This window comes from Clostridium mucosae (assembly GCF_024622765.1).
Classification (GTDB): Bacteria; Bacillota; Clostridia; order Clostridiales; family Clostridiaceae; genus Clostridium.
In genome coordinates, this window is sequence record NZ_JANKAF010000010.1 from 65,038 (window position 1) to 77,911 (window position 12,874).

A 12,874-nucleotide genomic window follows, 5' to 3' on the forward strand; every position below is an offset into this window, starting at 1 on the left:
AACTTAACATAAAAAATAAAAAATAAAGTATACTTAATAAATTTTCACATATATTAAATTGTATTTATTTAATTTAGGAGGTTATGTTATTGAAAAATAAATTAAATTCAATAGAAGGATTGGTATCTCTTATTTTTTTTAGCGCTCTAGTTTTAATATCTATGATTGTAATTCCAATGCTTGTAATTAAGTCTTCTCCAGTCAGTGCACTTGAAGAAAAGCAAGTAGATAATACTAATGTAAATAATAAAGTGGAAGAAGTTAACTTTGTAACTTTAGCTGGAAATGATGTTATAAAAGTTCATTTAACAAAGGAGGACAAAATAATAGAAGTTCCTTTAGAAGAATATGTAAAGAGTGTAGTATCAGGTGAAATGCCAGCTAGCTTTGAATTAGAAGCTTTAAAATCACAGGCTATAGCAGCAAGGACATATGTAGCTGCAAAAAGAGCTAGACCTTGTAATGAAGCTAAAGGAGGAGATGTATGTGATACTACTCATTGTCAAGTATATATAACTAAAGAAAGTAGATTAGAAAAATGGGGAGATAAAGGAAATGAATACTGGGCGAAAGTATCAGAAGCTGTTGATGCAACAAAAGGTATGGTTTTAACATATGATAATGAATTAGTACAATATCCACAATTTTTCTCTACAAGTTCAGGAATGACAGAAAATGCTGTAGATGTATTTTCAAGTAATGTTCCTTATTTAGTATCTACAGAAAGTAAAGGAGAAGAAATAGCACCTAAATTTACAAGTGAGTTCCCATTTGATATATCTAAATTTGTAAGTGATATTAATTCGAAATATAAAGATGCAAAAATAAGTGAGGGAAGTTTACAAAATGACATAGAAATCTTAAGTAGAAGTGAAGCTGGTGGGGTAAAGGAAATAAGATTTGGAGGAGTAAAAGTTAAAGGGTCAGATTTTAGGCTAGCATTTGGATTAAGTTCAACTAATTTTCAATTTAGTATAAGTGGTAATCAGATAATATTTAATTGCAAAGGATACGGTCATGGTGTTGGTATGAGTCAATGGGGAGCAAATGTTATGGCGAGAGATGGAAAGGGATATGAGGAGATATTAAAGCATTACTACACTGGGATTGAATTAAAAGAGTTGAAATTTAATTAATTATTATTTATTTATTTAAAAGTAAGAGGCGTGTAGATAACCTGATTCCTTAAAACATAAATATATTATACGGGAGTAAGATATAAGGCTATATGAAGTAGCGCTATATCTTACTCCTTTTTTATTTTAAGATAATAAAATTTTAATTAATTAATCTTATTAATTATTGATTTTGAGGAGCATTATTAGAATTGTTGGTAAATGTAGAAATTTGATGCAAATAAATCCAATATTGATTGTATTAATTTAGTATAACTGGCAAGAATACAAAAAGGAGGTGTTGATATGGACCAAAATAAGAAAGATAAGGTAAAAGACTTTTTCAGAAAGGAGGGCTTTTATTTAGTACTATTCCTTTGTTTATGTGTAATTGCAACTGTTGCTGTTGTTACAACAAAGAAAAATAAAGCATTAGAACAAAGTAATAAATCACAAAATGAATTTACTTTAAATGTTGATGATAAAGCAACTTCAGAAGTACAAAAACAAAATGCTGATAGAGTTGAAAATACTCAAAATAATGAATTAGCAGAAGAAGAACAAAATGAAGTAGCATCTGCAGAAGAGGATGTTAATGTTTCTACAGGAACTAATGTAGAAGTGAGTTTTGCAAATCCTTTAGACGGATCAATTGCAAGAGGATATTCTTATCCAAAACCACAAGCCATGAGTGATGGAAGTAGTAGAAATATTAGAGGAATAGACGTAAAAGCTAGCGTTGGAACAGAAGTTAAAGCCGCAGCTGTTGGCGAAGTAAAAGAAGTTTCAAGCAAAATCGAAGAAGGAAATTATGTAGTTATTGCCCATGCAAATGGATTATATACAAAGTATTGTAATTTATCCAAGGACATAAGGGTAAACGTTGGGGATAAAGTAACAGAAGAAACTGTTATAGGAACTGTAGGAGATAGTTCTAAAATATTTACAAATGGTGAATTTGGTGAACATTTAAATATTCAAGTTCAAGATGTAGATGGAAAAGACTTAGATCCAACAGCATATTTTACATTTAGTCAAGAATAATAAACATTCATCAGTCATTAATCTAAAATGACTGATGAATAATATTAAAATTTTATAGTCGCGTATTAATAAGTTATTCAAAGGGAGGTAATATTTTGAAAGATTATATAGAAGAAAGAGTTTTAGAAGTAGCAAAATATATTATAGATTCAAAAGATACAATCAGAAAAACTGCAAAAGTATTTGGAGTAAGTAAAAGTACTATTCATAAAGATATGACAGAAAGATTACCTAAGATAAATCCAGCTATAGCAGAACAAACTCATTCAATACTAGAATTAAATAAAGCTGAAAGACACATAAGAGGTGGAAAAGCTACCAAGATGAAATATAAGACTGCAGAGTAGTAATTGATTACAAAATTAAATACAAATATATTGAAGGATTACCATATTCCATATATAATAAGAAATAGAGCGAATATTGTAAAATAAGAGAGATTTCAAATATTATATAGTGCGAATAGAGTAGGAGTGAACAAGGAATGTGGTTTTGGAGAAGTAGGAGCGATTTAGGAATAGACTTAGGTACAGCGACTGTTTTAGTTTATGCAAAAGGTAAAGGAATAATATTAAAAGAACCGTCAGTTGTTGCAATAAATAAGAATAATAATAAAGTGCTTGCAGTTGGTGAAGAAGCAAGGAAAATGATTGGAAGAACTCCAGGTAACATTGTTGCGGTAAGACCGCTAAGAGATGGGGTTATATCAGATTATGATATAACAGAAAAGATGTTAAAAGAATTCATTAAAAAGGCGTATGGAAAGAGTAAGATTACAGCTCCTAAAGTAATGGTATGTGTTCCATCCCAAGCAACGGAAGTTGAAAAGAGGGCAGTAATTGATGCTGCAAGAAACTCTGGCGCTAAAAAAGTTCATTTAATAGAAGAACCCTTAGCTGCTGCAATAGGGGCAGGATTAGATATAACTAGGCCAAGTGGATCTATGGTGGTAGATATTGGTGGAGGTACTACTGATATAGCTGTAATATCACTTGGTGGAGTTGTTGTAAGATCATCTATTAAGGTAGCAGGTGATACTTTTGATGATGCAATAATAAAATATGTAAGAAATAAGTACAAGATAATGATAGGTGAGAAAACAGCAGAAGAATTGAAGGTGACTATAGGATCAGCATTTAAGGGATCAAGAAACTTAAATGCAAATATGAAGGGAAGAAATTTAATTACTGGGTTACCAGATGAGCTTTCTATTTCAACAGATGAAATAATATATGCATTAAAAGAATCAGTATCTTTAATTGTTGAAAGAGTTAAATCTGTATTGGAAAAAACACCACCTGAACTTGCTGCTGATATAATAGAGAGAGGGATACTAATGACAGGTGGAGGCTCTTTATTAGATGGATTAGATAAGCTAATAGAACATGAAACTGGGGTTACTGTTGAAGTTGCAAACAATTCAGTAGAAGCAGTAGCCGAGGGAACAGGCAAGGTCTTGGGATATTTAGACAAAATAGATACAAATTCTTCAGACAATGAAATATCATTAGTTGAGTAAATTATAGATACAATTAAATACATATATTAAATAGATAAAATTGTTAAAGGGGAGTTTAAAAACTCCCCTTTTGGTTGTGAGCAAGGTTATATGCATGAATAATGGCAGATGATATTATTTTTGACATTTCCATGACTAAATGCAGACGAATACTTCTAGATGTAAAAAATTCAGCATTTTCACTAGAATCAATAATACCGATTATAGAAGCTATACCAACGTCAGGTAAATTTTTACCGACCCCTTTTCCAGGATGTATTGGATAATCTCTAGTATGTATTTCGCCAATAGAACTAGCTTCACCTAGGCAGGCATCTATTCCTATGATTAAAGCTTTGGGATGCAATTTATTAATTTCATTTAATCTATTATTTATATTAAGAGCATGTATTGGAGACTCTATAGTTCCGTACACTGGAAGAGGGAAATTTTTTTCTTTTAAAAATGTACCAACCATTGGACCTAAGCAGTCACCAATGCACTTATCAGTACCTATACATACAATTACAGTATTATTCGTAATATAGTCTTTGATAAATTTTGCTATTTCAATATGAGAATTATAAGAATTATATAATACTTTATGCTTCACTAAAAATTCACCTCCGCTTATACAATATATGTTTTGAAACTAATAAATATAATAAAATGTATAAAAAAACATAAAAAGGAAATTAATTAAATAAAAGGAGATGAATAAATATGAAAAAAATATTTTCTTATATAATTACTATAATTCTTGGAGCAAGTATCCCTATCTATTATCTATTAGTATGGAATCCATTAAAAAGTGAAGATGTTATAAGTAATAATTCTAAGGAAGTAACTACCGAAAAAAAACTACATAGTGATGAAACTCTAAATGAGCAAGATATATCAAAAGAGGAGAAGCAAAAAAAAGTAGATAATAATTTAAAAAGATTTAATATTAAAGAGGAATCTAATAATAATATTAATTCTAATGAAAATATAATAGAAAGTGATAGCAAAATAGAAGGGTTAACAATAAAGGAAAGTGATATTGAAAATAATTTATTTGCAGAACTTGAAAAAAGTGAAAAGTTAGAAGTAGATAGAATGTTAAAAAGTTTATCTATTATAGATATAGTTAAATTAAATGATCATTTTTCTAATAAATATGATAATGATAATGTAAAAGAAGGGATTTTATTAGTAAAAAAGAGAATGTCGCTATTGGATTATGAAGAATTTATGGAGATTATAAGTAGATATATTGATTTAAATATTATTGAAGACGAAGTTTAATATTTTAAATATTAGTCAGAATATATATTTCAGTTTTAGAGTAAAAATTGAATAATCAGTAATATTAAATAGGTAATTATATTACTTTGAATGAATTAAATTTTAGGACAATATAAGACAATAAAAAATGATATTAGTATTAAATAGGAGAAAATTAAAGAAATATAGAAAATGATGAATATAATCTTGTTAAATGAGTGAATAACGCACTTGAAATTAGTATGCAATAAATATATACTAGTCATTGTCAGTTGAGGCGATAATGTTTACTTAACTGAAATTAAATAAATTTTAATGGGGGAGTTCCCGAGTGGCCAAAGGGGGCAGACTGTAAATCTGTTACGTTTCGTTTCGATGGTTCGAATCCGTCCTCCCCCACCATATAAAATTTGTTTAGAATGAAATAATAATATGCTGGCATGGCTCAACGGTAGAGCAGCTGACTTGTAATCAGCAGGTTGTAGGTTCGATTCCTATTGCCAGCTCCATAAAATGGGGGAGTTCCCGAGTGGCCAAAGGGGGCAGACTGTAAATCTGTTACGTTTCGTTTCGATGGTTCGAATCCGTCCTCCCCCACCATTTTATAATATTAATATGGAAGCATAGCTCAGCTGGGAGAGCATCTGCCTTACAAGCAGAGGGTCACAGGTTCGATCCCTGTTGTTTCCACCATTTTAAAAAATAAATATGCTGGCATGGCTCAACGGTAGAGCAGCTGACTTGTAATCAGCAGGTTGTAGGTTCGATTCCTATTGCCAGCTCCAATAATATGGGGGAGTTCCCGAGTGGCCAAAGGGGGCAGACTGTAAATCTGTTACGTTTCGTTTCGATGGTTCGAATCCGTCCTCCCCCACCAAAAAAGACAAGAATTCTTGTCTTTTTTTTATTTGTAAATAAGCTAGAACTTTATAATTAAAAAGTTTAAATATGCAATGAATTTATATTTTTTAGTTGACTATGAATATTAAAAGTGATATACTCTAAAAGGTAAAATTTGATATTAGTTCTTATCCAGAGAGGCGGAGGGAAATGGGCCCGATGAAACCCGGCAACCTACTTCATTAAAGTTGAGTGTGGTGCCAATTCCTGCAAAGTAATTTTGCAAGATAAGAAAGATTAAGATTTTTAACATCTCTTCTTATCGAAGAGATTTTTTTATTTTATAAATTAATTTAGTTTAGAATTAATATAGTTTAGAATTAATATCAAATAAAATGAAAGGAGAAATGGAAATGAAAAGATTATTTACATCAGAATCAGTTACAGAAGGGCATCCAGATAAAATTTGTGATCAAATTTCAGATGCAGTATTAGATAGTATTTTAGCTAAGGATCCTATGGCAAGAGTTGCTTGTGAAACAGCAGTTACGACAGGAATGGTACTAGTTATGGGTGAAATATCAACTAAGTGCTATGTTGATATTCCAAAGTTAGTTAGAGAAACAGTAAAAGAAATTGGATATGATAGAGCTAAATATGGTTTTGACTGTGAAACATGTTCAGTTTTAACATCAATAGATGAGCAATCAGGCGATATAGCTATGGGAGTAGATGAAGCTTTAGAATCAAGATCAGGAGAAAAGGATGATGTTGAATCAGTTGGAGCTGGAGATCAAGGTATGATGTTTGGTTTTGCAACGAATGAAACAGAAGAATATATGCCATTACCAATAGCTATGGCTCATAGATTATCAAGAAGATTATCAGAGGTAAGAAAGAACGGAACTTTACCATACTTAAGACCAGATGGAAAGACTCAAGTTACTGTTGAATATGATGATAATAAGGTTGTAAGAATAGATGCAATAGTAATATCAACACAACATAGTGAAGAGGTATCTCAAGAGCAAATAAGAAAAGATTTAATGGAACATGTAATTAAAGCTGTAGTACCAGCTGAACTATTAGATGATAGTACTAAGTATTACATTAATCCAACTGGAAGATTTGTTGTTGGTGGGCCACAAGGAGATAGTGGATTAACTGGAAGAAAGATAATAGTTGATACCTATGGTGGATATGGAAGACACGGTGGGGGTGCTTTTTCAGGAAAAGATCCAACTAAGGTTGATAGATCAGCAGCTTATGCAGCTAGATGGGTTGCTAAGAACTTAGTTGCAGCAGGAATTGCAGATAAATTAGAAATTCAATTAGCTTATGCTATTGGAGTAGCTAAGCCTGTATCAATAGAAATAGATACATTTGGAACAGGAAAGAAATCAGAGGAAGAAATAGTTTCAATAGTTGAAAAAGTATTTGATTTGAGACCAGGCGCTATAATAAGAGGTTTAGAATTAAGAAGACCAATTTACAAGCAAACAGCTGCATATGGTCACTTTGGAAGAAATGATTTAAACTTACCTTGGGAAGCTTTAAATAAGGTAGAAGAAATAAAAAAATATATTTAAAATAAAAAATGCTCCAATTTAGGATTGGAGCATTTTTTATTTATACTAGTATTTTACCAGAAACTATTACATTTTTTATGTTTATATCTTCGTCAAATAAAACTAAATCAGCATCGTAGCCTTCTTTTACAAGACCTTTTCTATCTTCAACTTTACAATGTCTAGCAGCATTGAAAGTAGCCATTTTTACAGCTTCATTTAATGGAAGACCAACATTTTTATATACATTTTTAATTGCCTTATCTAAAGTCAAGATTGAACCCGCTAAGCTTCCACTTAAAAGCCTTGCAGCACCGTCTTTAACAACAACATCTTGACCACCTAATGTATACATTCCATTAGGCATTGCACAAGCCATCATAGCATCAGTAACTAATAATACTTTATCAGTTGTCTTTTGATTATAAGCTATTCTAAGTGATGGATATGATATATGAATACCATCAGAAATTGTTTCTGTAGTTATCTCGCTATCAAATATAGCGCCTACAACTCCAGGTTCCCTATGAGCAAATGGTGTCATTGCGTTAAATAAATGAGTTGAGTGACAGCAGCCACATTTAATGCCTTCCATAGCTTCGTCATAGGTAGCTTTTGTATGTCCAATAGAGCAAACTATTCCTTTTTTTGACAATTCCTTTATTAATTCTTTAGCACCAGGAACTTCAGGGGCAATTGTTATTGATACGACAGCATCTTCAGCATCTCCGACAAGAGCATTAAAGTTCTCAAGAGTTGGAGGAATTAAAAAATTAGGATTTTGTGCACCAATAGCTTTTGGACTAATGAAAGGACCTTCAAGGTGAGCTCCTAAAACAATAGCGCCATCAGTACCATTTTCTTTAGCTTCTTTTATAACACCCATAGATTTTCTTACATCATCTACTGATACTGTCATTGTAGTTGGAGTGAAAGCAGTAGTCCCATGCTTAACTATAGTTTTAGAAATTTCATTTATTGCTTCAAATGTACCATCCATTGTGTCATGTCCACCTGCACCGTGGATATGAACATCTATAAATCCTGGAGATAGATATAGACCTTCTGCGTCTATTACTTCAGAATCATTAATATTACTAGGATTTATTTCCTTTATTTTTCCATTTTCGATTAAAACGGATCCTTTTTCTATCTTATCAAGATATACTATATTACAATTTTTAATTAACATATGAGCACCTCCACATTTTTTTATATAAATTTCAATTAAAAGCTATAGCATTAAAAGCTAGAATGGTATAAATAGCTATAAAACGTATTCAAAAATAGTATAAAATTGAAATAATATAAAGCTTATTATTTATATAAGTTAGTACACTTATTTATTTAATTATAGCACACTAAATATAGTATAATTAATATAAATGTATAATCTTTATTACAACTTATATATGATATAATTATATAATAAAAATAGTGAGATTAAAATATTATTGGAAGATTTGGAGAGATAACATGGAATGTCTAAACGGAATAGTAGAATCTATTGTATTCAAGAGTGATGATACAGGGTATGTTGTATCAAAAGTAAGGATAGATAAAGATTGTATAAATGCAGTTGGAATAGTTCCTTTTTTAAAAGAAGGGCAACATGTTAAGTTAAAAGGGCAATGGGTACTTCATAAACAATTTGGACGTCAGTTTAATATAGAGGAATATGAAGAAGTATTACCAAATTCCGTAGAAGGAATAAAAAAATATTTAAGTACAGGTATAATTCATGGAATAGGTCCTATAACTGCTAAAAAAATTGTGGATAAATTTAAAGAAGAAACTTTAGATATATTAGAAAATCACATTGAGAGACTTCAAGAAATTGAAGGTATTGGTGAAAAAAAATTTAGGATAATTTATGAATCTTATATAGAACAAAAGGATTTAAAAGATATAATAATTTATTTCCAAGGCCATGGTATGACTACCAATCAATGTATAAAAATATATAAAAAGTTCGGTGTAGATGCCAAGGCTATTGTATCAGAAAATCCTTATATTCTTTGTGATGAGATTTCAGGAATAGGATTCATAACGGCAGATAGAATAGCCAAAAGCTTAGGGATAGAGTCTATTTCACCATTTAGAATACAAAGTGGAATAAGATATATATTAAATCAATTTTCAGCATCAGGTAATACATACATGCCTAAAAGTAATTTAATTGATGAGGTATCTAAAATATTAGGTGTACCAGGGCAAATGGTAGAAGAAAACTTATATAACTTAGCATTAGAAACAAAAATAAAAATAGAGAAAATTAATGACATAGAAGCAGTTTTTTCTTTACCATATTATTATTGTGAATTAGGTGTTACAAATAAGATAATAACATTAAGCATAGAAAATTTTAGAACGATAAATTCAGATGTTGAATTCGAGATAGAAGCATTTGAAAGAAAAAATAAAATAAAATTTGCAAATTCCCAAAGAGAGGCTATCGTAGGTGCTTTTGAAAATGGTATAGAGATAATAACTGGAGGGCCTGGAACTGGAAAAACTACAATTATAAAATCTATCATAGAAATATATGAAAATAATGGCATGAAGGTTTTATTAGGAGCACCAACAGGAAGAGCAGCTAAGAGAATGACTGAATCTACTGGTAGAGAAGCAAAAACAATTCATAGATTATTAGAAATGGGAGTAAGTGAAGATGAAAATTCTTATTATGGAAAGGGAGAATCGGAACCTTTAGAGGCTGATGTAATTATAATAGATGAGGCATCTATGATAGATATAATGCTTATGCATAGTTTACTTAAGGCAATAAAGCTTGGAACAAGATTGATAATAGTTGGTGACGTAGATCAATTGCCATCAGTTGGTGCAGGAAATGTGCTAAAGGATTTAATAGAAAGTAACTTTATAAAAGTTGTAAGGCTTAAAGATATTTTTAGACAAGGGGAAGAAAGTCTTATTGTAACAAATGCACATAAAATTAATAATGGTGAAATGCCATATATAAATAGAAGGGATGGAGATTTCTTCTTTGAAAATAAAGAAGATGTAGATTTAATACTAAATACCATAATAGATTTAATAAATAGAAGATTACCTAACTTCAAAAAATCATGGGATAAATATAGAGATATTCAAATATTAACACCTACAAGAAAAGGTATATTAGGAGTGCAAAACTTAAATAATAAACTTCAAGAAGTTTTAAATCCTAAGTCACCTAGCAAAAAAGAGAAAGAATTGAAAGAAGTTGTTTTTAGAGAAGGTGATAAAGTAATGCAGACTAAAAATAATTATTCTTTAAAATGGATTAGAGTCAATGGAAGTGGGGAGAATGAAGGTGTAGGCGTTTTTAATGGAGATATGGGCTTTATTCAAAGCATAAATGAAGAGGAAAAAACAATTACTATAATTTTTGATGATGAGAGAAAAGTAATTTATGATTACATATATTTAGATGAATTAGAGTTAGCATATGCAATTACTATACATAAAAGCCAAGGAAGTGAGTTTAAAGTAGTAATTACTCCTGCGTTTATGGGTTCACCATTATTAATGAATAAAAATTTATTATATACAGCTATAACTAGAGCAAAAGAGCTTGTAGTAGTTGTAGGTATTCCAAAAGCTTTAAAGTATATGGTATCTAATACAAGAAGTATGGAGAGATATTCTTCACTTAGAGATAGAATAATAGATATTACAAATCAAGATATGTTTAGTGAATAAATAAGGAGAGGTTAAATGTTAGATAAAAAATTAATAAACCTAAAAGAGTTTAATAATTGTACATCTAAGATAAATAAATGGTATACAAAACAATCAAAAATACTAACTATAATAACTAATCCATATAATAGTACATCTATATTTTTACCCTTAATAAAATTGCTACTAGAACAAAATAAGAAAGTATTATATGTGTGGTCAGGAACAAATTTTAATAAAGAAATAATAGAAAATTTAAAAAATAGTAATTATAAATTTAAATATTCATATATAGAAGAAAATGAAGGAAATGATGATTTAGTTTTTGTAAATTTTAAAAATATTAATAAAATAAATAATTGTTATGAATTATGTATAATTGATGATATAAGTATATATTCAGTTATTTCAAAAGAGGAGTTTAGACAATCTGTTGAATACTTATATTTATGTAGTAAAAGAATGATAATATTTTCTATAGAAAAAGTAGTTAATATGGGAAGATTAATATCTGTTTCCGATTTAACTAGAGATAAACCATTTGTAGAGCCTAGAATAATCGTAACTAGAGTAAAATTAGATGAAGATATGCCTTATACACTATATGATTATTTAATGTGGTTTAAAAATGATAATCGTAAGGTTATAATATATGTTCCTAATGAAGAAAAAATTAATAAATTATTCGATTATTATACACAAGAACTAAAGATAAAGGATGTAAAGATAATTAAATTTTTTAGGGGAGAAAATTTAAGGAAAATAGATCCTTTATATAAATTAAAAAATAAAAGTGTTTTTGTAATTACGAATAATATTAGAGAATATAAAATAGACTCAGAAAATATAGATATAGTTGCATTATTCTCAGATGAAATATTCTATAGTTATAAAAAAATAATATATTTTTGTGCTGAAGTAGGAAAAAATATAAAGGGTAATAAAATAGGAGAAGTGATTTTAGTTGGAAAGGAAATATCAGAAGATATGGATCTGGCTAAAGAAATAACAAGGGGATATAATAAAGAAATATGGGAAAAAGGATTATTGAACTATTAAGAGAAATCATAGATGAGTTTCTGGATATAATATACCCGCCTACAACTAAATGTATTTCCTGTGATAATGAAGTTATAGGATTATGCCCAATATGTAAAAGTAAAATAATGAGAGTAAGGGAAGAATCTAAAATATTATCATACGGATATTACAGTGGAGTAATGAAAAAATTAATACTTGAGTTTAAATACAATAAAAATTTTCTAGCTGGAAATATATTAGCAGATTATTTATGTGAGTTAATAAGTGAAAATAATATCAAAGCAGATGCAATATTTTTTATTCCTAGCAGTAAAAAAGCTTTAAAAGATAGAGGATTTAATCAATGTGAGTTTATGGCGCAAAAGATAAGTAGAAGACTAAATAAACCAATATATAGAGATTTAATTAAAGTGAAAAATATAAAAGAACAAAAAACTTTATCACGGGAAGATAGATTAAAAAATATAGAAGGTGCCTTTGATGTTAAAAGTGATAAAAATATAAAAAATAAAAATATAATTTTAATAGATGATGTAATAACAACAGGAGCAACGTTAATTGAATGTGAAAAACTACTAAAAAAAAGTGGTGCTAAATCTATAAAAATGTTGACAGTTGCAAAAAGTTATATATAATAATAATGTAAAGTCTAGGTCTGTGGATGAAAGTCGATGCCAGTCGCAGGCGAAACGATCCACGTAAGTTTGGAAAAATTCCTAATGAGCATGGTGCGGTATAGAAGTAAGTCCTACCAAGAAAATTGAGAGGGTTAGTAGTGAGAGGTTAATTCCGAGTAGCAAAAGCTCCAGTAGGCGAGT

At 29.5% G+C, this 12,874-nt stretch carries 11 protein-coding genes, 6 tRNA genes and 1 riboswitch; of the genes, 15 read left to right on the forward strand and 2 right to left on the reverse strand.

Features of this window, described 5'->3' with window-relative positions:
• Positions 1-83 precede the first annotated feature (83 nt).
• The 4 genes from spoIID (at position 84) to mreB (ending at position 3,678) form a co-directional block, all read left to right on the forward strand.
• On the forward strand, positions 84-1,136 hold the full coding sequence (gene spoIID, locus NSA50_RS12010) for a stage II sporulation protein D (protein WP_257445360.1): 1,053 nt from the start codon (positions 84-86) through the stop codon (positions 1,134-1,136).
• Between the two features lie 285 nt (positions 1,137-1,421).
• Positions 1,422-2,159, forward strand: coding sequence for a M23 family metallopeptidase (locus NSA50_RS12015; RefSeq protein ID WP_195431270.1), 738 nt, complete (start codon positions 1,422-1,424; stop codon positions 2,157-2,159).
• Positions 2,160-2,254: 95 nt separating this feature from the next.
• Entirely contained in the window at positions 2,255-2,506 is a 252-nt protein-coding gene (gene spoIIID, locus NSA50_RS12020; protein ID WP_195262752.1) for a sporulation transcriptional regulator SpoIIID, read from the forward strand.
• A gap of 137 nt (positions 2,507-2,643) precedes the next feature.
• Positions 2,644-3,678, forward strand: a complete 1,035-nt coding sequence (gene mreB / locus NSA50_RS12025; protein WP_257445364.1) for a rod shape-determining protein MreB — start codon at positions 2,644-2,646, stop codon at positions 3,676-3,678.
• Between the two features lie 55 nt (positions 3,679-3,733).
• Here mreB and yyaC read toward each other — a convergent pair whose 3' ends face one another.
• Entirely contained in the window at positions 3,734-4,270 is a 537-nt protein-coding gene (gene yyaC / locus NSA50_RS12030) for a spore protease YyaC (RefSeq protein WP_195431268.1), read from the reverse strand.
• Between the two features lie 110 nt (positions 4,271-4,380).
• Here yyaC and NSA50_RS12035 point away from each other — a divergent pair, with 110 nt between their 5' ends.
• The 8 genes from NSA50_RS12035 to metK all read left to right on the forward strand — a co-directional run bounded on the left by NSA50_RS12035 (position 4,381) and on the right by metK (position 7,352).
• Positions 4,381-4,944, forward strand: coding sequence for a hypothetical protein (locus tag NSA50_RS12035; protein ID WP_195262749.1), 564 nt, complete (start codon positions 4,381-4,383; stop codon positions 4,942-4,944).
• 296 nt (positions 4,945-5,240) lie between these two features.
• Positions 5,241-5,325, forward strand: a tRNA-Tyr gene (locus NSA50_RS12040).
• Positions 5,326-5,357: 32 nt separating this feature from the next.
• Positions 5,358-5,432 (forward strand) — tRNA-Thr (locus tag NSA50_RS12045).
• Positions 5,433-5,438: 6 nt separating this feature from the next.
• Positions 5,439-5,523: transfer RNA gene (locus NSA50_RS12050), tRNA-Tyr, on the forward strand.
• A 17-nt stretch (positions 5,524-5,540) separates the two neighbouring features.
• Positions 5,541-5,616, forward strand: a tRNA-Val gene (locus NSA50_RS12055).
• A gap of 17 nt (positions 5,617-5,633) precedes the next feature.
• Positions 5,634-5,708: transfer RNA gene (locus NSA50_RS12060), tRNA-Thr, on the forward strand.
• 7 nt (positions 5,709-5,715) lie between these two features.
• A tRNA-Tyr gene (locus tag NSA50_RS12065) sits at positions 5,716-5,800 on the forward strand.
• A gap of 148 nt (positions 5,801-5,948) precedes the next feature.
• Positions 5,949-6,057, forward strand: a riboswitch (SAM riboswitch).
• A 119-nt stretch (positions 6,058-6,176) separates the two neighbouring features.
• The gene (metK, locus tag NSA50_RS12070) at positions 6,177-7,352 is read left to right on the forward strand and encodes a methionine adenosyltransferase (RefSeq protein ID WP_257445368.1); all 1,176 of its coding nucleotides are present in this window, start codon (positions 6,177-6,179) and stop codon (positions 7,350-7,352) included.
• A gap of 40 nt (positions 7,353-7,392) precedes the next feature.
• Here the strand turns inward: metK and nagA are convergent, their stop codons facing one another.
• Positions 7,393-8,523 carry an N-acetylglucosamine-6-phosphate deacetylase gene (gene nagA / locus NSA50_RS12075; protein WP_257445370.1) on the reverse strand — a complete coding sequence of 377 codons (1,131 nt, stop codon included), beginning with the start codon at positions 8,521-8,523 and terminating at the stop codon, positions 7,393-7,395.
• 284 nt (positions 8,524-8,807) lie between these two features.
• Between nagA and recD2 the strand changes: the two genes are divergently transcribed.
• Genes recD2 through NSA50_RS12090 form a run of 3 tightly spaced genes read left to right on the forward strand, consistent with a single transcriptional unit; the run spans position 8,808 to position 12,691 of the window.
• The gene (gene recD2 / locus NSA50_RS12080) at positions 8,808-11,036 is read left to right on the forward strand and encodes an SF1B family DNA helicase RecD2 (protein ID WP_195262747.1); all 2,229 of its coding nucleotides are present in this window, start codon (positions 8,808-8,810) and stop codon (positions 11,034-11,036) included.
• A 15-nt stretch (positions 11,037-11,051) separates the two neighbouring features.
• Entirely contained in the window at positions 11,052-12,074 is a 1,023-nt protein-coding gene (locus NSA50_RS12085; protein ID WP_195262746.1) for a hypothetical protein, read from the forward strand.
• Complete coding sequence (locus NSA50_RS12090) at positions 12,047-12,691, forward strand: ComF family protein (protein ID WP_257445374.1); 645 nt, start codon at positions 12,047-12,049, stop codon at positions 12,689-12,691. The genes NSA50_RS12085 and NSA50_RS12090 overlap by 28 nt, the downstream gene beginning before the upstream one ends.
• The last annotated feature ends 183 nt before the right edge of the window (positions 12,692-12,874 follow it).